Source organism: Pedobacter ginsenosidimutans, assembly GCF_001442625.1.
Taxonomy (GTDB): Bacteria; Bacteroidota; Bacteroidia; order Sphingobacteriales; family Sphingobacteriaceae; genus Pedobacter; species Pedobacter ginsenosidimutans.
In genome coordinates, this window is sequence record NZ_LMZQ01000001.1 from 164,118 (window position 1) to 186,798 (window position 22,681).

Below are 22,681 nucleotides of genomic sequence, written 5' to 3' on the forward strand. Positions count from 1 at the left end.
TTTCATGAGCAGAATTGGGATTCAAATTCGGAGCAATAAATCCTTAACTAAGCCCAATTAAGCCCAAGGACAGACAAAAAAATTTCCCATTATCATTATCAAAGTATTTTAAAACTCGTCACTTTTGGTAAACCCTCACATAATCAATCTCCATGCGGTTAGGAAATTTAGTATCTCCTAAATCGCCTCCATTCATTCCGCCCAAAGCCAGGTCAAATAAAATGTAATGTTTTTGTTTAAAAGGATGGATAACAGCATTATTCTCGTTTTGCAAAGAAGTGAGCAAGACTTTATTTAACAGCTGACCATCAACAAAAAGGCTTATTTCAGTTTCATCCCAATCCATTCTCCAAACGTGAAATTTTGCTGACCATTCTTTGCCCCCCAAAGAATCAACTGATTTCGTTCTACTAAACCATTTGGGTTTTCCGTTTTTCCCTGCACTTGCGATATTTGCCAAAAGTTTCCCCTTGTAGTATTCCATGATATCAATTTCACCGTTTGCGGGCCAATCCTGTTTTACCCCAAGTGTCCAGAAGGCTGGCCACAGGCCTGGCGAGGTATTGATTTTACCCCTCATCTCAAAGCGTCCATATTGAAATTCCTGAAGCCCTTTTGTTATGATGCATGCAGAAGTATAATTAATATATTCGCGATTTTTACGCCAGCTATTGCTTCCGGCTACGAATAAAGGATTTGCCCGCTTATCTCTTCTGGCTTCAATAATCAGATTGCCATTTTTAATGAAGGCGTTTTCTTTTTGATACCATTGCAGCTCTTCGTTTCTCACAAAGCCTTCTTCATAGCTCCAGTTAGCGGGATCCAATGTGCCATTAGTATTGAATTCATCATTCCATACCAACCTGTAACCCTCTGGTAAATATTGACTGGGAAAATCAATATGCTTTTTTACCACACATGATTGAAAGAACCAGGCCAAAATAAATGTATACATGCACAATCTGGGACCAGACATTTATAAAGTGTTTAAGAGTTTAATAATGTAGCTGTATGAAAAAGATTTGTCAAGTAACAAGTAAGGTTTATGTGGATAAGCGCCCCAGCTATCATCACCACCTATTCCTCTTTGCTTTAAATCTATGGATAGAAAAACTTCATTTCTTACCGGAAGTTCCGTCGGATGCTGTTGCTTTTTAGTTAATCCGGGATCCAGGTCTTCTGTCCTATGGTTAATAGCAGTAAAAGCTAGTGGCTGAATTCCCTCAATCTGAAGAACATTCCCCTGGTTATCCTTCAATTTCAACCACCTTACATCGGTTTTATTTCCGCTTTCTTGGGGGCGGATATACCCGCCGAAATATTGATTTTCAACCTTATCTTGATATAGTCCGACAAAGGAAGCATCATGCCTGTCGCTATAATTTTCAAATGGTCCCCGACCGTAAAATTCCAGGTTATCGAATCTTTTGGGCAATGACGTCCTCATGCCAAACCTTGGCAATTCTGGCAAACTTCTGTTTCCTATATCCATTGATGCCGTTACTTTTACCGAACCATCATTACCAATCAGGTAGGTAATATGGTAGGGTAATTGTATTGCGGTAAGCTCATACACGACCTTAATAACTAAACCGCTGTCGCTTTGTTTACCTACATCAACCAGCTTAAGCTCTTTATTTTCATGTGCAGACCGCCAGATGCCTAATCTTGATGGCATATTGTTGCCGAAATCATTGTCAGTTGGTGCACGCCAAAAATAAGGCTCTGGAAAACTTCGCAAAACCGTGTTGTTATTAATCGCATACTGCGTAAAACGGCCTGCTTTTGTATCAAATTCACCGGAAATATTTCCAGCGGAGAATTTCAATTTATTGTTGTCTGTACTTATTTTTAGTTGATTGTCAGATTTAGCTTTTTTCACAAAATAGTTCCCGCCAAACTTGAATTGCTCTTTCGCCACTTCAAAACCAGCCTTTAACATCGGAGTTTCCTTTCTGGTGAGCGCAAATACATTTAAGTAATATTCTATTCCTGCGATAACTTTAAATTGTGGCACATCTAGTTTTACTGTAGTTTTACTGTGAGGGGCAAGATTTACCTGGAAATTTCCCCCTTTAACTTTAGAACCATTAGCGATTAATTCCCACTTAAACTGATATTCATTTAGGTTGGTGAAATCGAAAATGTTTTCGATGGTTAGAATCCTTTTAGCGATATCATTTGCAGAAAACAAAATATTCTGATAAACTTTCTTCACTTCGTAAGCACCAGGGTCTGGTGTACGGTCTGCACTCAGTATACCATCAGCGACGCCATTTTCGTCATTTTGCCAATAAAAACCACCTAAATCTCCACCGTAAGCCCAGAAATGTTTTCCATTACCATCTTTTGTTTTGATTCCCTGGTCGACCCAATCCCAAATGAAGCCACCTTGCATATGTTTACTTGTACGGATGATATCAAAATATTCCTGAAAATTCCCGTTACTATTACCCATTGCATGGGCATATTCGCACATAATATAAGGCCGCGTCTTCGTATTATCAGCTGCATATCGTTTCATGTTTCCTATGCTCGGGTACATAGGGCACACAATGTCTGTATTCCAATCCTCACCAGCTTGTTCAAACTGAACAGGGCGGCTGTTATCTCTTTCTTTTATCCATTTATAATTGTCGTGGAACACAGGACCGTTTCCGCATTCATTTCCTAAGGACCAAATGATAATCGAAGCATGATTTTTATCTCTTTCCACCATTCTAACTGTCCTGTCTGTATGTGCTGCAGCCCATTCTGGAAGGTATGCCGGATGCTTAGCTTTATCAAACCATGATTGAAACTCTGCACCCATTCCATGGGTTTCGATGTTTGCTTCATCGACCAGGTATAAGCCGTATTGATCACATAATTTATACCATAGTGGATCATTTGGATAATGGGACAATCTCACTGAATTAATATTAAGTTCTTTCATCAGTCTGATATCCTTGAGCATCAATTCTTTTGTTGTAGTATGCCCTGTTACATCATCGTGCTCATGTCTATTAACACCATGAATCATAGTAGCCACCCCATTAACCAATAGCTGAGCGTTTTTAATTTCTACCTTTCTAAAACCAACTTTTGCTCCTGTTATGCCAATTGTTTGCCCTTTTTCATCCTCCAATTTAATAATACATTGATACAAATTCGGTTGCTCAGCACTCCATTTCAATGGATTATTGACTTCTCCGTTCAACCTAATAGTCTGTAATTCTGTAGACGGCGCGGTAAGGCTCCTTTTTTGAGTAAAAACCACTTTACCATCTTTACTTAATAGTTTTAAACTTAAGGTTCCTTTGGAAGGCGTAGCGCCTTGGAACTTTCTCAAGTCTACATCAGCACTAAAAAAGCCGTTTTTATAATTTGCATCTAAATCACCTTTTAAAAAGAAATCCCAAATGGAAAGTTTTGGGAGAGCGAAAAGATATACATCTCTTTCTAATCCACTTAGTCGCCAAAAATCCTGATCTTCTAAATAACTTCCATCGTGCCAGCGAAAAACCTGTACGGCCAATTGATTAATTCCCTCCTTTAAAAATGGCGTAATGTTAAATTCAGCTGGTGTTTTGGAAGCCTTGCTCATTCCCACTTTTTTCCCATTAAAATAAATAAAAGCACAACCGGAAATGGATCCGAAATGGATGAATGTTTCTTGATTCTTCCAGTTAGTGGGAACGATAAAGCTTTTCCTATAAGTCCCCACTGGATTATTTTCGCCAATAAATGGAGGATTTTTAGGGTGGGGATAAGTAATATTGGTATAAATCGGGATTCCAAAACCTTGCAATTCCCAATTCGATGGAACAGTGATGCTGGCCCACAATTGATCATTAATATTTTCTCGGTAAAAATCTTTTATCCGATCGGCATGTTTATCAACGTAATTAAATTTCCATGAACCATTTAGGGATTTAAAGTTAGCTGATTTTGAATAATCATCATCAATTACTGCTTTTTCGTTATCAAAAAGCATAAATGGAACGTGAGGACGCTCTTTGCCCTGATCTACAAGTGTTGGATTTTCCCATTCATTATTTTGCGCGTTTGCCTGTACAAAAATTGTCAAAAATAGAATGAGTAAAAATTTAGATTTCATTTGTGTTCAATCTTATTTCCGGATTAGTTAGCTGGAAATTGGTTTATAAATGGTTAATATTTCTAAAAAATAATTATCGCAAAGTCATATCATCTGACAATTTTCCAATTCAAAAACCTCTTAGCATTAAATTGAAAATTTGCCACTAATAAATTATTTAATAACAAATAGAATAATAAAAAATTATTTGATAGAGGGGCAATTTGGCTTTTAATAGGGGTTGAATCCAACTTTTCGCTTTTAGATTGTAACAAAAGTAGTCCTGATTTAGATTTTAAAGAACCTAAAAGCCACAGGTGATTTTGCGAGAAATTTCCATTTTATTTTTAACTCACATGATGGGCGTGCTAAATGTATCTTTTATCAATTTGTGTTTTTATGCACCTACTTTGGCTGCCAGAAGTTCATAAAGCACCTTCACTTAAGAATGGGTTTTCCTTATACTTCCAATATATATCGAATCTGCAATGAACTATCCAAGAGTTCAATTTCTCAACATTGCGCCAAAACTTACCATATACTGTTCAGCATCTTTCTCGAATAACTTGGGAATTCAGTCTGCTATAAGGTTGGACTTTAATAAATTTTGCAGTACTTTCATTGTAGCATCACCATTTTTTTCCGAGGTTAGAATTATCATCGCGCTGCTGCACCACCCCTAACCGATCAATAATTATAAGAAGAGAAAGTCACCAAAACCGTTTTGTATTAAGCATTTCTTTAGACCAGTATCATGATAAATCAGTTATTTTTATTTTCTTAAATTATATTAACTCTATTTCAACTTTTCACTATGGTCATTTTGAAAATCTTCTCCGCTCCAGATTTTTTGAGCCGACCACTTTTCGTCAGGACTTGCCCAAAAAGGATCGTTTTCTGGTAAGCCGAGTGGAAGAAAAATATTAGATGCGATGTAGGGACTTCCCTGATTATTGTAAAAATCACCTAAAGTTGGTTGCGCACCGTAAAGACCAATGGTTAACCATCCATCTTTATAAGTGCTTGGGCTTTCCAAAGTTTTTTTAATTACAGCTGTCAATGCACACCGTACCTGTGCTGGACTAAGCTGTTTTGGCAATGTTTTTCTCAAAGCCACATCAGCCAGGTGATGAAAAGCTGCCCCGCGGTAAATAATCGATCTACCTGTGGCTGGATAAGTTCCATCTGTGTTAATTAATCGCTCCTGAATAACTGCATACCGCTGATTACGTTTACTAATTTTTTCAACCATACCATTATAGCTATTGGTCTTTTTCCCAATGATTTCGGCAATTGCAGCCAAATAGGGATGAATTACGAAGCTATTATAATAATCAAATGCAAAAGTAGTTCCGTCGGTATACATGCCATCACCAGTATACCATTGTTCCATCTGCTGGAGGGCATAATCAACCCGCATGGGATCCCAATCAAAGCCAAATTTAGCCATAAAAGCCTCATTCATCGCTGAAAATAAAAGCCAATTAGAAAAAACAGGTTTAAATTTTCTTGTTGTGGCTATTGATTTAACAAGTAAAGACTGGCTTTTCTTATCTAAATTTTCCCAAAGCCAGGGGGCACGCGTAAAGGCGATTGCCAAATATGATGCATCTACCAATTGCTGACCGCCAATATCGAAGTTCATAAAATCTTTCGCATTTGAATCCAAAGCATTTTTTATGCCCTGCAATGTCCATTGCCGATATTGTCTTCGCAACTCAACTTCTTCTTTACTACCTCCCTCTAGTTGTAGCCAGGGTGCAATACCACTTAAAACACGGCCCAGGACTTCTACGTACTGTACTTTAATTCGATGAGCTTTGTTATCTACATGAATGGAGGTTATTTGTGGCATGGCTATACGTAAACTATCTTTTGCCAAATTGTAAACAACAGGCCGAACCATTTTATCCATTTGGGTTAACCAAAACTGACGATCGGTAAGTTTCGGATTTTTTGTTGTTCTAGTTTTTTTCTGCGCAATTGCGAAACAGTTTATCATGACCAGCAGGAACAAAATCATGTATTTCTTTTTGTTGTTGTTTTTCATTTAGTTTTTATTTTTTTATTAACAGAAATAGATCTTTACAATCGGCGAATTGAAAGGCAACTTCTTTAACATTTGCTGTAGCCTTCGCCTTCAAAATTTAGCCTAAAATGAATTTTTATCTAATGGATCGTACACATCCCGCTATTTCAAGAATTTCTTTGATTGATAATTCCAATCTTCATTATATACCAGAAAAAATTTCGTTCATAAGACCACTATTAATCCCTCAAATTAGCCAGCAATTAAGAAAGCTGAATCAATAGGCTTTGACAGCTAGAAAATATTGTGGATGTAGCACACTTCTTGATCAATTGCATCATATTGTTGAGAAATAGTAGCGGTAGCCATGCTCTTAAAATTTCAATACATTCTTGACAATTTTGGTCATTTTTGACAGGAAATTTATCGCGTTCGGTCATACTACCGAAAATAACACCTAACCCGTTTAAACACGCTAGCCAAAAAACTGTAGTTATCTTTGGGATGATTTGTGCGTTTGATAGGTTGGAAAAATATCGACTCACTATTCAAAACCAAGAAGATTAGATCATAGGTGTTAAATCATTCCAGGTACCATCGAAGGCTAAAAACATAACATTATCATTTCTTTAGGATTTCTTTTTTCAACTCATAACGATACTTTTCGCATCCGGCCAACAGGAATGCTCCAACACCAAAATTTGCGGTCGAATTCGAATCCAGGATCTGTCCGGGGATAGCGCGGGCGCCTATGGGCTGAACAAAACCAATCCTTCCATCAGGTTGGAATGCTGTTTTGGAAAGGTAATCCCATCCGCTGTTTGCAGAAGATTCATATACATCCCCTTTTAATATCCCACTGTTAATTCCCCATAACATCCCATATGTAAAAAACGCTGTACCACTGGTTTCAGGCCCTGGAGCAAATTCCTGATCGAGCAAGCTCCGGGACCAATATCCCTGTACATTCTGGCACTTCACCAAAGCTTTTGCCATAGACTTAAACCTAGAAAGATAAGCTTTTCGATGAGGATCATTTTCAGGAAGATCTTTGAGTACTTTCGCCAAAGCTGCAAATACCCATCCATCGCCTCTTGCCCAAAAGTCTTTCCTACCATTAATGGTTTTATGTTTTGGGAATACAAAGTTAGCATCTCTGTAATATAATTTTTCAGATCTGTCATACATAATACTATTGGCATAGTTAAAATATTCAAAGAGTTTTTCAGAATAAAGCTTGTTGCCAGAAAGCTTATAGAGCTTAGACATTACGGGCATCACCATGTAAAGTCCATCCGCCCACCACCAGTAGTCAATGTTTGGGGTAGACATCTGATACTCCATGACTTCTTTTGCCCGTTCGATTCTGATTGGATCGGGGCTAATATTATATAAGTCAATGTAGGTTTGAAAGCAAATCTGCCAATCCCCGAAAAGCACAAACTGATCACTTTCTCCATATTTGTATTTCCATTCGGATCTATTGTTTGATTTAGCACCTTTCCACTCATTGTGTATTGCCCAATCTTCAGCATATTTCTTGTAAGATTCCTCCTTGGTCAATCCAAAAAGCTCCATGTTGCCGGTCTGGTAGGCTGCATGATCCCAGAAAGCCCGCACCTGTGGTTTATTATTGCTTTGCCAATATCTGTTAGCCAAATTCAATTTTGCTAAAACAGTTTCCTTAGTCTGTCCATATGCACTGATACAACTTAGTACTAGCAATAGAACAAAAACATTAATCTTGTTTATCATACCTATTATTTAAAATTTTCTTCGAGAAAGACGACGTATTGGAAGTCGCTGACATATTCAATCTGATTATTTAAGAAAAAATCAAAGCTTCTAAAACTAAAAATTGATCTTATTCAAATCGAAGTTCTCTCATTTATTAGAATCAATAGGGTGTGAAATCAATATATTTCAGGGGACAATAGCTGGGCTACGAAAATGATACAATCTAAATTCTATTGATTAATTTATTGTCATTCGCTTGTGAATTAAGCTTCTTGCGCGTCTGCTGTCAAGGTTAAATTAGATGATAACTAACTTCTTAATTGATCAATCCCATTTCATATTTTATTGAAAAATTAGGCACATTAGCAATTACTATAATTGCAAATCAGATAAATCTATGTTCTATCCCCTGTTTTAGGTGAAATTGTCCCTCAAAGATCATCAAAATTCCTCTTTTCTTTACCTAACCAAATATACACCAGATTTTATGCAAGAACGAGCTTTCGCTGATGACTCCTAAACCTTAGGGTGTTTTAGAAGAACAGTTATCGATTCAACTAATGGATAACCATACCAATTATTACTGAGTAATAGATAGAACATTGAATTGCGGTTTTGATGAATCTATTGCCATTTAATCAACCAAACAAATATTATGCTAAAAAATTACATTATATTAAAGAATAATATATTCTATTCTTATCTGATCTTGTTCTTTGTATTAATATCTGCTTTACCAACTTTGGTGTTCGCGCAAGCGAAAACTATTAATGGAACTGTAAAAGATTCAAAGAATAACGAACTACTCCCTGGAGTTGTTATTAAAGTTCAGAATGGCTCAACGGCCACAAGTACCGATGCAAATGGAAAGTTTCAGTTGCAAGCTCAACAGGGCGACATGCTTATTATCTCTTTTGTGGGCTACGCTCCAAAAACTATTCCCGTGCCCGCGAGTAACCAAATTGAGATCAGTTTAACAGAAGACACCCGAAATCTGGATGATGTTGTAGTGATTGGCTATGGCACTATGAAAAAGAAAGATCTAACTGGTGCCATTACGCAGATTAAGCCAGATAAAATTGCTGATCAGAACCCAAATACTGCTCAAGACATCCTGCGGGGCACGCCTGGTGTTACAGTTGGTTTTGATGCATCAGCTAAAGGTGGTGGTTCTATACAAATTCGTGGGCAGCGTTCGGTATACACCGCGGGAGGACGTAATGACCCTCTTTTGGTACTTGACGGTGCACTCTTTTATGGTGAGCTTTCCGAAATCAACCCGGACGACATTGAATCTATGGATGTGTTAAAAGATGCATCAGCGGCAGCGGTATATGGCGCTAAATCAGCTAATGGTGTAATCATTATCACTACAAAAAAAGGTAAGGTAGGAAAGCCAAGAATCAATTTTACTTCTAACTTTGCGCTTGCCACCATGGCTGCAAATCGCCCTGTCTTCGATGCAAAAGGATACATGCAGTATCGTGAAGACTGGTACACGGCTCCTACGTATGGTATAAATACAACAACAGGCAATTATGAAGCCTATCAATCGACTTTTAAAACGCAACCAGGTTATTTTGTTAATCCCACCCCGGAAAACCTTGCCAAGTATGGCGTTTCTCAGGCACAGTGGAAAGCTTATACAGCAAGCGGAAATGGTACAGCATCAGATAATGAGATATGGGCAAGGCGTCTGCTTCTACAGGGAACCGCACTAACCAATTTTCTCTCTGGAGAAACTTTTGACTGGTATGATCACAGCTTCCGTACTGGAAAAAATCAGGATTATAACCTAAGCGTTTCTGGTGGTAGTGATAAAATGAACTACTATATGTCAATGGGCTATCTTTCAAATGAAGGAGTAGCGAAGGGAAATGATTATACAGCTATCCGATCAAATTTAAAAGTAGAAGGAAAAGTAACCAATTGGCTGGAAATCGGAGCAAATGTGAATTTCCAGAACAGAACTGACGGCGATTTAACTATCGATTGGGGAAGACAGATTATTGCAAATGCACCTTTCGCAAGTTACAAGGACGCTAATGGCAATCTACTGGTTCATCCTATGGGAGATTTAATGGTGAACAATTATGGCTGGAATTATGATTTTGATCGTCAATATAGAGATCTCGATAGAGGATACACTATTTTCAATACGATACTTTCGGCGAAAGTAAAACTTCCATTCAATATTCAATACTCCTTCACAGGGTCACCAAGATATCAGTTCTTTCACGATCGTTACTGGGAATCTGCAAGCCATCCTGACTGGAAGGGAACTAATGGACTAGTGAATCGTGAGCAGACGCAAAGATACGACTGGTCATTAAATAATACTTTGTATTGGGAACACACATTTGGCAAAAAACACAGAGTTAACGTTACATTTGTTCAGGAAGCAGAAAAAAAACAGTCCTGGTTAGATAGAATTGAGGCGAGAAATATTCTTCCTAGTGATGCCTTGGGATTCCATGAAACATTTTATGGTGATAAAAACAGAAGTAGTTATGATTCAGATGATGTAAAGGAAACTGCAGATGGATTACTTGGCCGTCTTTTTTACTCTTATGATGATAAGTATATGCTTACCACATCTTTCCGTAGAGATGGCTATTCAGCATTTGGAACTTCTAATCCAAGGGCAAACTTTTTCTCTGCAGCGTTTGCTTGGACCTTCACCAATGAAAAATTCATTAAATGGAAACCGCTTAATTCAGGAAAGTTTAGGGTATCGTGGGGACAAAATGGGAATCGTCAACTTGGGGATCCATATTTAGCATTAGCAAATCTTGGTGCTGGTGTCGGTGCAACAACTGGTTATCTGGATGCCAGTGGTAATCTAATTCAGTACCGGTATTTAACTGTGGGAAGATTAGCCAATCCAGATCTGCACTGGGAAAAAACCGAAGCGCTGAATGTTGGGCTTAACCTGGGATTTTTTAACGATAGGCTGACTGCAGATCTTGACTATTACATTACCCCAACTGTTGATATGATTATGAACAGAAGTCTGCCAGGCTTCACTGGATTCGGTAGCATCACAACGAACCTGGGAAAAGTAGAAAACAGGGGTTTTGAGGTAGCTTTAACAGGACTCATCGTCAAAAATAATAACTTCAGTTGGAGCAGTACATTAGGCTTCTCGAAATACAAAAACACCATTAAACATCTTTATTACGTGTTCGACAATGTACTTGATGCTCAGGGAAATGTAACTGGCACCAAGGAAAGGGATGATATTGGGAATGGCTGGTTTATTGGGCAACCAATCAGTGCCATATGGAATTACAGAGTTACTGGTATCTGGCAGGCGAATGAAGCTACCGAAGCAGCACGTTACGGGCAGCGTCCGGGAGATCCTAAAGTAGCCAATAATTATACTGCTGATGATGTAGTCAATGCAAATGGTACTGTTACACCAGTTTACAATGATAGAGATAAGGAGTTTTTGGGACAAGCTGCACCTCCAATAATGTGGTCAGTTCGTAATGATTTTACATATAAAAACTTCAATTTCTCGTTCAATATTTATTCATATTGGGGTCACAAGAGTTTAAGCACGATTTATTTGAATCAAGATAATGGAACTTCAGGAGTCACCAATTTGACTAACGCGTACCAGAAAGAATACTGGACGCTTGAAAATCCTAGTGACGTTTATGCAAGACTCGATGCCAAGGGACCAGCGGGCGTAAACTCTCCAGGTCGTTTATTTGACCGCTCATTTGTCAGACTTGAGAATCTCACTCTCGGTTATACCGTACCTCAGAAATTTGCTTCAAAAATCCAACTTGAAAAGGTTAAGCTATTCGCCACTGTCAGAAATGTTGCCGTTTGGGCGAAAGACAAAAACTGGGACTATTGGGATATAGAAACAGGAGGCCTGGCACCAAGAATTTACACGTTTGGATTAAATGTTACTTTTTAAATTATGTCGATGAAAAATAAATTCAAATTCAATATAACATTCAGTGCAATTAGAATATTGCTACTATTTGTATTTGGCCTGTGCGTTATGCCATCGTGTAAACGTTCGTATCTTCAGCCGGAGCCACTGTCTCTATTTGAGCCTAATAAAACTTTCTCAACGAAGAGTGGGCTGGATGCCGCTATGGCGATTTGCGACAGGCATTTAAGATCTTACTGGACTTATTTTCAGTATACAGATTTAGCTTTACCAATCAGTACAGATTACATGTTCAGTGAACTGGCGGTAGCTGCAAAAACTGATGATGGTAATATTTTCGCAGATATCGCAACTCGACTTACCCCAACTGATCTACCTGAAAGGGTATCCTACTTCTGGGATGAGAGTTATAACGGGATTAAGTATGCCAACACTATTTTATCTTTTATCGGGAATGTTGAAGGTCTTGATGAAACCACAAAAAACCAATATCGTGGCAGAGCATTATTTCACAGGTCATTCCGCTACCTGGCACTATGCTTTGAATTTAAGGATGTGCCATTGGTAACAAAAATCCTCTCAACCCCGAAAGTTAATTTTCGCAGTACTAAAAGAGAAGCAATACTGGAAAAAATAACGCTGGACATGGAACAAGCCGTTCAATGGGTTCCGGATCAGTCTCAAACTGCACTTGTTGGATTAGTAAATAAAGGCGCTTGCAGACAGTTATTAATTAAATGTTATTTGGCAACTGGTCAATATGATAAAGCGATTCAACAGGCAGATATTCTGATAAACAGTTCGGGTTATTCACTCATGACTAGCTCCTTTGGCAATTTTATTAGCCCATACTCAACAACATGGCCAATAACCAGAAATGTGATATGGGATTTACATAGACCAGAGAACAAAGCCATTTCAGCAAACAGAGAAAATATCTTGGTGATGCTTAATCGCAATAATACGGATATGGGCATCAAGATGAATACCATGAGGAACTGGCTTCCATTAATTGATGGTACGGGGCTTACCTCTCCAGATGGAAGGCAGGCAGTCCGGTTTTTTGCTACCTCGAATGCAAATTTTAGGGCACAATACGATTATACTCATGCGCTTGGTAGAGGAATTGGACATATCAGGCCAACATACTTTGCACAAAAAGGAATGTGGTATCTAAATGGTGTTAATGACCAGGGAGATTTGAGACATAGTACTGCTACGGGAAACTGGGTTACTATGGAATCTTTAAAGTATAATGATCCAACAAATACCGCATGGTTTGGGCAAAATGTTAGACTAAGAAGTTCGGCAGGTGCATTATTATCCAATGACACCATAAGGAACTATTTCGACTGGCCTCACTATAAATATTATATTGAAGATCCTAATGAGGCCCAAAATCCCAACGAGGCTAACCATAGAGGTGGTGCAGGAGACTGGTACTGTTACAGACTGGCAGAGACTTACCTTTTAAGGGCTGAAGCTAAATTCTATAAAGGAGATATCAGTGGCGCTACAGAAGATGTAAACACAATCAGAAGAAGGGCTCAGTGCAGCCAACTTTACAGTACTGTTTCTATTGGCAGCATCATGGATGAGCGGGCTAGAGAATTAAACATGGAAGAATGGCGTTTTACGGAATTGAGCCGTGTTTCATATTGCCTTGCCATGAGTGGAAAGCCAGACGAGGGAGGAAAAACCTACACCGTTGATAATCTTTTTCAAGACAGCTATTGGTTTCAAAGAATCCAAAGGTACAGCGATTTTTATAATAAAGCCAAAGTAGCGGTTCGTAACCGTTTCTATACCATGGCTGCTAAAAATATTAATTGGCCGATTCCCCAAAATGCAATAAATTCGAATGGTGGTGCTCCTATTAGTCAAAACCCAGGCTATACTGGGTATAATCCAGCTATTCCAATTTGGAAAACATGGCAGGAAGCACTTGCTGACGAGCAAACTCCATAACCTAACGAAATTTTTAACTATCAATCACCAAATACTGAAATATTGGGGATTGATAGTTTTTATTCAACCATTATCTATTAGCATTCCAGTCGATACAATAAAACTTGTTTCTGTAGATATTGACAGAATTCATTACAAATAAGAAAGAATAATTCGAACTTTGAAAGTTAGGCTCGTCATTTAAAATGATGCTTTTAAATATATTGATATCCTATAATCTTTAGTATTAAATAATGGATTCGATTTAATTAATAGCATTGTCTTAACTATCACCATTTTAAAGTTTGTTTTTTCGCAAATAATTACATTGACATCTTCGGTTTTTTAAACTCTTCGACTGATTTATATCTAATAGATGAATTTAAGTATTGATTGATAACATCGGCTAAAAAATTTTACCTTAGCGCGAGGTAACTCGCCACTCTAAGTTTATGCTGAAATAGATAGCGGTCAGAACTTGTGATGGAAATTTAGAAATTTGAGAGATTAATTTTATTTTTTTGTTGTTCCATAGAACTCCTAAAACAACATCAGCCAGGCTTTATTGCCGCATGAAAGTCGCTAGCATCATAATGCTTAACGAACGAGTAGACTTTTCTTGAAAAACAAAAAGACGAAACGTTTAGCGATCAATAAAAAACTTATCTCACTTAAATCAAAAGTATATCTCTTTTAATTCTGTATAGCACTATAAATTAATAAATGCTATTAACAAACAGTAATCATCGATTTGATAAGCTGATATTTCTGAAGTTCCCTGTATTTTCCAGGACAACATGAGAATCATTTTAGAAGTCATAATCTTTGACTTTTTCTATTCAAAAAACTTTGTTAATCGCACGTTCGAAGATAGTTCTATTTGCAACTACTAAATCACAGGAAAAGGTGGAGCCATCCTCAAGCATTTGTCGATGAGAAATCTTCATGAGCGATATTGGCGAAAAATCAATTTAATTATATTTGCCATTTAGGCTTATCTTGAACTGCGTATCTCATTGTAGCATTTAAAAAATCTACTGTTGACTATATAGAATAATCCTTTCCATAATATTTCGTCATTATTCGGAGACAGGTTGGGTCATAATCCATATTGTCTTGTTGTTTGTAAAAAGAAAATTCGGACATGATTTCGAATAAGGCTAATTGATAAAACTTCCGTCCCCGCGACGTTTGATGGGCTTGCCCTCTCGAGTCGGCGCACTACTCCACTTCTGAAGATTATATTTTAAACCAATAAGAAAATACCTGCTCAACGAATTACTCAGTGTATTTACCACTGCCTGCGCATCTGCCTCTTGCTGAACGAAATTATTTTGTTTTAATAAATCATAAATATTTAGTGTCGCTACCAGGTTATGCCGTTTTAAGAATTCTTTTTGATAACCCAGGTTAACAATAAATGGATTAACATTCGGCCTATAAATTCCGGAAACAAAGTTTTTTGAAAATCCATAATTGAATTGCATTGACTTTATAAAATACATTTTACCCGAAATGGCCAGTCGTAAAATTCCAAAGGATGTTTTTGGTGCATCGATTCCTTTTATAGTCGTTCGGCTTACTCCGTATTCGATGTATGGATTAATTTCAATATTTTCAGTAGGGTTGATTTTTGGACCGAAACGTTCAACAAGCCTCCAAGATGAACTCTCATAAAGGATCCCATTGCTCATCGAAGGCGTACTTGCAAAGGCTATCAATCCATTCAAAGAAAGATTAAATTTCCGTTGATCGAGCTGTTTTGAGACAGAATAATTCGCAGAAAATAACTTTGTCCCGTCCAGATTGACAAAATAGGTTTCATTAATATTGGTAAAGCGTGAATTTATTGGATTCGATTGATTAGCAGCTAGCGGCAACATACGTTGTCTGATATTTAACGCAACCTTATCTTCTATATAGGATGTATTAATGTTGAGAGAAATATTTAGCATCTGATTGCTCAGATAATTATCATATGACCCTGCAAAAGTATGAATAAATGCCGGGCGGAGGTCAGGATTCCCTATGATTAAGTTACGGGGATCAGAACGATCGGTGAAAGGGAGCAGCTGCCGAAAATCAGCTTCTTGATTCTCTCCATAATACCTAATCTGAATTCGTTGAGTGCTTGAAATGCGATAAAACAGATTCAGTGATGGCACAAATCTAAAGACCTTCTGTGATGCTTCCAGATTGCCTACATCACCCCGATTCCCTAACCCAATCAGCTTATAAGGCAGAGCAGTCAAACCAACAGATAAGTCTATTTCCTTCACATTGAATCTATAATTTAATGTAAGACGCTCTTGTTGCGTATAATAATTGTATTGCTGATCAAAATTGGAGAGCCGTCTGAAACCAATGCTGGAAACTGTGTCTTGAAAGGATTCTGACGAGTTATTAGATCTGCGAAATTTCCCTATAAACTCAAACTGAGAATTCTTGCCAAGTGGTTCAGAAAAGGTTGCTGCAATTTCATATACATTATTCAAATTCTGCTGCGTAGCGTTAAGTATAACGGCTGAATCTTGCAGAAGGACGTCTCGACTAGCATTCCCAAAAAACTGATATCGTTTATCTGTCCCACCTTCCGAGCTTAACCGATCTCGCTGGAGGCTTGTTTGAAGAGATAAAAGACGCCGTGCTTTTTTAAATGTGTGCACCCATAATGCCATCATTCCGGTTTCTTCTGATCTTATTCTATTAGTGCTTTTACCGATATCCAAGACATGTTCGTATCCAGTAGAATATTCATTTCTAACTTCGTTTATTGAGTTTGAAAATGTAGCAACGTCAGCATTATTGTAGGTGGGATTGATCTGAAAAAAATTAGACTTACCCAAATCAATATTAATTTCCATACTGGCGTTGTGCCGCTTAGTTTTTTTATTAGTTTCTCCTTCAGTATTGAAATCACTGATACCTAAGGTTGTATACCTTTGTCCGTAACTATTTTTCAGCGCTTGATTATCAGAAAAATTATATTTGTAAGTGCCTGAAGCCTCAATGTTTTTACTCCATTGATCCCTGTAACTAAACGCTGGAGAGGCAAATTTGGTAATTCCTGGAATTCCACTGACCATTATCACCCCATCATTTCCATTGTTGTCACCAATACCGGGTGAAGTGGCAACACCAGTTATGGTATTGTTAATTGTGCCAGTCAGTCCGATCTCCCTATTTAAATGGAGTTGCTGAATAAACAATTCTGAACTGAAACGTTTATTATTTCCGACCTTAGTTGCAATTCTAGCTAAATTCCCGACAGATTTATCTATTTTGGTTGTGACATTTAAAACCTTTTGGGATGGACCATCCTTTATTCCTGTTCTTGCTGCCTGGGCACCAAAATCATCTATCACCTGCATTTTTTCCACAATGTCAGCAGGTAGATTATGAATAGCCTGCGCGACATTACCATTAGCAAAGATTTTTCCATTGAGCCTGATTTCTTTAATCTCTTTACCCTGATGACTAAGAGAATTATCATTATCAACCTCAAATCCCTCCGCTTTTTTAAGTAACTCATCGAGGGTTGCATTCTCCCTGACCTGGTAGTCACTCGCTTTATATTCAATAGTATCTTTTTTATAAACTATGGTCGGTTTGCCATTGACCGTGACTTCCTTGAGCAAATTGACCCGTTCCTCCAGTTTAATTGGATCCAGGGTAAGTAAAGGTGCAGTGTCATTATTTTTGAATCGGGCGACGAATGATTTATAACCAAGAGAATTTATGCTCAGCACGAATGAGGCATCTTTTACTTTTTGAAAAATGAATATACCGTTTTCATCTGTGACCGTTCTCAATGAATCCTGATTATATTTTAAAACTACTTGCGCCCCTGGAATTCCTAATCCCGTGGAGTCAGTTACCAGTCCGCTGACTTCCCTGAACGGCAAAGCGGATCTTATGCCCTGGCCAAGATCCTGACCCTGGGCATTACAGAGTAAGCCTGTTAGGAGTAAAAAAGCAATTAGTAGGCGTCTCAAGAGCATATGGAAGAGAGTAGTTTATAAATATTCAAAATATGAGTTCATAAAATGCTCAGTTTTGATGGTTCGAAACTTATTTCGACAAGGCATATGTTCCGGAAAGACTGGTTGGATAAGATACATAAGCGTTATCGGCACCCCGAAATTCTAAAACATTTCCAGAAATTGTTGGAGGAGCGAGTCGGTTATCAGTCGTTTTCCTTTGAACTCCATCTAAGAATATCTTGTAGGCAAAGGAAGTTCCCTGATTAATTGCTTCACCAAGGTTTTTTAAGGGAATAGCCAATTCGTAGAAATATTTATAATCTTCATTAATCTTCGAAGCAGCACGGATCCCTGCAGCATTATAAATAGAAATTGTTTCAAGCGTAACACCATTTATTCCACTTACATCTATCATCTTAAGATATGCACCAATTCCCTTATTAATCTCTTTTCTCAAAGAATCGGCCCTTTGACTAGGTTTTCCCACAATCTCATCCGTCATCTTTCTTAACCTTTCGATGGAAAACCGTAGATCATCACTTTTATCTATATCAACTGTGCCTGGATAATTAATGGTTAGCATCTTTTTGGATTTGCCTTCCTTTTGATCAGGCAAAGTAATAGAAAGACCAATTCCCATTACAGCCTTTTCATTAGCGAATCCATCTGAGGCCATGACAGTTAAATAAAGATTATTGTTATCGTTCGACAATGAATAAGAGATCCTGTTGACTATATTCTTCGCTTCAAATTGCGAACCCCAATCCGAATGATCGCCGTCGATTTTGATTCCTATTGGGGCTTTCTTTGAAATTTTCTGCACCTTGGGTAATTCCTGGGCTAATGTTTTGGCACAAACAATTGAACAAAATGTCAAGAAAAGTGATGAAAAGACTGTTAGGTTTAGATTATTCATATTCTGATAATTTTTTTGGCATTTGAATTTTTCGTAAACAATAACTTATTTGCCACCCTTGCAACCATCCTTAATTATTTATATACTCATCGATAGATTAGGTACATCAGAATAATATTCTAGGCTTTAGGGTGGCAATTGGGTTTTGGTATATCCAGTAGAGCTTTATCTTAAAAAGTATGCTGTTGCAAATGTATCAATACAAGAAGTATCTGGTCTGAATATTGTCCTGTATCTAAATTTTGCATTTTGAAAATTAAATGCTTCAAGTATCGTGCTTGATTGACCAACTGGAGTTACAACAGTATTTATCCGGTTATTAGCTGTATACTCTGTTTCAGTGTAAATTCCACCTGTAGAAAGATCCATTTGCTCCCAGTTAATTGTAGTTTTATTTGAAGCAAAACTTACTGAGCCTATCAAACGATTGTTTAATCTTCGTCTGTAAGTGTCTCCATAAGAGGTACCAATAATATTAACCGCTACCGAACGATTTTTTTCATTGTCATAGGTATAAATGACAAAGTTCCTAACACCTTCGCTAACCATAAATACTTTATCGAAAATTCGTCGTCCGCTGCTTATTGTTGGTAGATCATAGGCTACTGAGTCTTTAAAGTCATTCCAGAAAATTTTGCATTTAGTTATTTTCGGATCCATTTTCAGTATACCCTTAATTCTAATGCGCTCTTTACCAGAAGACACCTGGACACTATCGAGCTTTCCTGCATAAGAAATTGCACCGTTTTTGGTATACATTTTAAACTCATCCCACTTCGAACAAGAATAGAAAAGGCTTACCAGCATTATGCCTAAAAAAAACACTTTGGTTTTGTTATATTTTGCTCTCATAATAACGATATACTTTATACTTTTGAATTTTTTTATTAAAAAGACTTGTTTATCTGGCATCACCGAATACCCTGATTTCATTTATACTTTGATTGGTACCACCTGCAAAGTTTTCAAGGCACCTAATTCTAAGGTATCTGACTTTTGGTGCACTTAAATCGACATCCCAACTGAACCCAGCTCCGGCAAGAGCTTGATCTTCTGCACTATCGGTACCATAGGGTAATCCGGATGGCTTGGTAACTTCGTAACTACCAAGTAAAGTCCAGGAAGCATCCAGCGCACCAGTAAGAGAAGGGTTAGCCGAGCCATAAATTTCAAATTTTTTCATCGTTGAGAGATAATAGAATCTGGTTCCTTCAGGATAAGGTCTTATCCAAACCCTACTCAGCTTAGCTAACACTCCAGTGTCAAAACTTATAATATGAGGGTTGGGTCCGCCACTGACCTGATTGGTAAAACTTGTATTTGGCCAACCTAATCTGCCGTCCCACATCCGGTACACCTCCCCTGAACTCACTGCTGGAGCATCTCCAGGAAGGGGAAAAACTTTAAAACGGCTTTTGGAAAGTTCCATTTCAAATATTGGCTTAACCTTTTTGAAAAGTGTATCGGTGCTATTTCCCCAACGGTCTTTTACAAAAAATGCAAACTCGTTTTCTAGGGTGTCAAGCCCCCTTATTTTTGAAAGAATTTCATCGGTGGAGGTAAAAACACTTTTTTGATTATCGACTTCAAATTCCTTAACCGCATTTTTTTTCATAACCAGAATGGAAATGTTACCTCTATTAGGATTTAAAGCACTGAGATTATAACCACCAAACGCATTAACAATGTTCACACTTCTAAAAACTTTCCAAATAGGTGCTTCCAGTGGCCTAATCTTGACAATTACTGGATCAGACCCAATTTCTGCTTTACTAACAGAAATTAAGGAAATATCGTGAACAAGCGTATCTGCAAATCCTTCTACAATCAAAGAATTATTATATGCTGAGGACTTAACCTCCATATTTTCTCCTGATTTTAGCTTATATACGGCCTTGACATAAAGAAGATTTTTACTTGATGGTATCGTGTAGGAAATCTTCGCCTTTCCAGACATATTTTCTACGCTTACATTACTTACTACACCAGGAACTGACTTATCTTCAGACCCTAATTCTTTAAATTCAAGACTCTCTTTGCAAGAATTTAATAGCAAAATTGATGCAAGGAGCACGGGAGAAATGTTTAATATTTTCATAACTTATATAATTAGTTTTGTGAATGTTACCAACCTGGATTTTCTACGAGCTTTGCGTTTCTTCTGATTTCGTAATTACCTATTGGCCATAAATAGTCTCTGGGGGCAATAAATTTCATGCTCCATACCACACGTTCAACATTATAGGTTTCGCTGGTTTTACCATAGATATTCAAAGCGGTTATATCCCTATTGAATTCAGTCGAAGCCAGTTTCCAACGCCTGATATCCCAAAATCGCTGACCTTCGAAGGCCAATTCAATTAAACGTTCCCTTTGAATAATCTCCCTTAGTCCAGCCTTTGTACTAAACTTCGATGGATTATTAGAGTATGCAGACCATGACTCAACTACGCCATTCAAACCTGCTCTTTTTCTAACTCGGTTAAGATATTCAATAGCAGTAGAAGACCCGCCCTCCACTTCGTTAATTGATTCCGCATAGAGGAGATAAAGATCTGCCAGTCTGATTTCAGGCCAGGGAAAAGTGCGCCATGTAGGCGCTGCGCTGCTATTGGTCGTAGACTCCCAGTGCACTAATTTTTTGATAAAATAACCGGTCTCATTCCAGTTTACAAAATCACCAAATCCCGCACGGTTAGAATTTTTAGATTGCACATAAAAAGTATTGATGTCGCTGCCTGTTGCGTTTCCATCTTTCATGTACCAAACCCCACCATCAAATCCTAAGTCGGCGTAAAAGCGCGGTTCTCTGTCAAAATTTAATCTTGCTGTTGGGTAATTGCCCTCTATATTGTACCGTTCTGCAGGAATTGCTGTTCTTAAAGCAGTATAATTTGAAAAATTAAGAGTTTTATCTTCCTCTAATGGAACTCCGTTCTTGGTGTAGAACATTTTCGCAATGGACATTGAAGCGGCCCACTTTCCTTGCAACTGGCCTCTATTGATATTAGCACCTCTCACCATTGGCGGCATGCAGGCTCCCTCATTACCAAAATAGCTATTGGAAAGTCCCCAGACTACTTCAGTATTCCAACGATCCGTCACAGCATTTCTGATGTTGAGCTGGACTTTGGTTTCTGGGCTCAAGTTAAAAATGTCATTTCTATACTCGTATAACTGATGCCCATTTTGTAGGGCTGCTTCGACTGCTGCTTTTGATGCATCTCTGGCTTTGACCCATTTACCTGCATCGAAAGTAGAATTAAAAAGAGAAGTGCCATCGTTATCTTTAAAATTAAGATAATCAGGATTTCCGTTGAATAAAGGGCTTGCCGCCAATACCAACAGTTTAGCCTTTACAGCAAGTGCGATCGGTTGGGTAACCCGTCCAAGTTGTGTATTCTCATCAACTATTCTCGATGGAAGACCTTCAACAGATTCATCTAGAAGGGCCGATATAAAGTTAACGCATTCATCCACAGGCATACGCTTATGCAGCATATCCTCTCCATCCAGATTTTTATCAACGATGGGAATAGGGCCATACATTTGCAGCATGTAAAAGTGATAATATGCTTTGAGGAATTTTACCTCCCCTATCCATCTAGTACGCTCATCAAGACTCAGATCTGGAACTTTACTTCTATCCTGAATATTTTCTAAAAAAATATTGCAGTGCCTGATTGCCCGCCAAATTTTCAGGTGATCAAAACGTGTATTCCCTGGATTTCCTTTCCTTGCCCCACCCCACTCATCAAACAAAGGTGCATCTTTGTTTTGCTGCCCTCTGGCAATCCTGTAAGCCGCGTGCCAGTTTGATTGGTCCGCTTCCGGCACGATAATCTCAGCAGCGGTAAACATACCAGCGTTATACCAGTTATCTCCATTTTTTGGCAGGTAAGAATAACAGGTGAAAAGGTATTTTTCAGCTTCGTTTCTCAGCTTAAAGGCATTCTCAATGGTGGCCACATTATCAGGTACCACATCAAGATATTTTTTGCATCCAGATAACTCTATTAGTGCAATTACTACGATAACAAAGAGGCACCTTGTTTTTGCAGCAGTATAGTTATAGCTCATA

11 protein-coding genes are annotated in these 22,681 nt (G+C 38.0%); 2 read left to right on the forward strand and 9 right to left on the reverse strand.

From position 1 onward, the window contains the following. Positions 1–118 precede the first annotated feature (118 nt). The 4 genes from ASU31_RS00670 to ASU31_RS00685 all read right to left on the reverse strand — a co-directional run bounded on the left by ASU31_RS00670 (position 119) and on the right by ASU31_RS00685 (position 7,862). Complete coding sequence (locus ASU31_RS00670) at positions 119–976, reverse strand: glycoside hydrolase family 16 protein (RefSeq protein WP_209434942.1); 858 nt, start codon at positions 974–976, stop codon at positions 119–121. Next, the gene (lacZ, locus tag ASU31_RS00675; protein WP_057930473.1) at positions 977–4,099 is read right to left on the reverse strand and encodes a beta-galactosidase, LacZ type; all 3,123 of its coding nucleotides are present in this window, start codon (positions 4,097–4,099) and stop codon (positions 977–979) included. It lies immediately after the preceding gene. A gap of 775 nt (positions 4,100–4,874) precedes the next feature. Further along, on the reverse strand, positions 4,875–6,128 hold the full coding sequence (locus tag ASU31_RS00680) for a DUF2264 domain-containing protein (RefSeq protein ID WP_209434943.1): 1,254 nt from the start codon (positions 6,126–6,128) through the stop codon (positions 4,875–4,877). A gap of 600 nt (positions 6,129–6,728) precedes the next feature. Beyond that, positions 6,729–7,862, reverse strand: coding sequence for a glycoside hydrolase family 88/105 protein (locus ASU31_RS00685; protein ID WP_057930474.1), 1,134 nt, complete (start codon positions 7,860–7,862; stop codon positions 6,729–6,731). A gap of 637 nt (positions 7,863–8,499) precedes the next feature. On the opposite strand from ASU31_RS00685, the gene ASU31_RS00690 reads away from it, so the two are divergent. Further along, positions 8,500–11,775: a SusC/RagA family TonB-linked outer membrane protein gene (locus tag ASU31_RS00690; protein WP_057930475.1), complete on the forward strand. Its 3,276-nt coding sequence runs from the start codon at positions 8,500–8,502 to the stop codon at positions 11,773–11,775. Positions 11,776–11,784: 9 nt separating this feature from the next. Continuing rightward, positions 11,785–13,722, forward strand: coding sequence for a RagB/SusD family nutrient uptake outer membrane protein (locus tag ASU31_RS00695; RefSeq protein WP_057930476.1), 1,938 nt, complete (start codon positions 11,785–11,787; stop codon positions 13,720–13,722). A gap of 1,139 nt (positions 13,723–14,861) precedes the next feature. On the opposite strand, the gene ASU31_RS00700 is transcribed toward ASU31_RS00695, so the two are convergent. The 5 genes from ASU31_RS00700 to ASU31_RS00720 form a co-directional block, all read right to left on the reverse strand. Next, the gene (locus ASU31_RS00700) at positions 14,862–17,702 is read right to left on the reverse strand and encodes a TonB-dependent receptor (RefSeq protein ID WP_057930477.1); all 2,841 of its coding nucleotides are present in this window, start codon (positions 17,700–17,702) and stop codon (positions 14,862–14,864) included. Positions 17,703–17,772: 70 nt separating this feature from the next. After that, positions 17,773–18,600 (reverse strand): hypothetical protein, encoded by an 828-nt coding sequence (locus ASU31_RS00705; protein ID WP_057930478.1) that lies wholly within the window; start codon positions 18,598–18,600, stop codon positions 17,773–17,775. Positions 18,601–18,765: 165 nt separating this feature from the next. Continuing rightward, a complete protein-coding gene (locus tag ASU31_RS00710; RefSeq protein ID WP_057930479.1) occupies positions 18,766–19,533 on the reverse strand; it encodes a DUF4998 domain-containing protein in 768 nt (255 codons plus the stop codon). Beyond that, positions 19,502–20,698, reverse strand: coding sequence for a DUF4959 domain-containing protein (locus ASU31_RS00715; protein WP_057930480.1), 1,197 nt, complete (start codon positions 20,696–20,698; stop codon positions 19,502–19,504). The genes ASU31_RS00710 and ASU31_RS00715 overlap by 32 nt, the downstream gene beginning before the upstream one ends. Before the next feature lie 26 nt (positions 20,699–20,724). Next, a complete protein-coding gene (locus ASU31_RS00720) occupies positions 20,725–22,680 on the reverse strand; it encodes a RagB/SusD family nutrient uptake outer membrane protein (RefSeq protein WP_083505243.1) in 1,956 nt (651 codons plus the stop codon). Position 22,681: the final 1 nt, after the last annotated feature.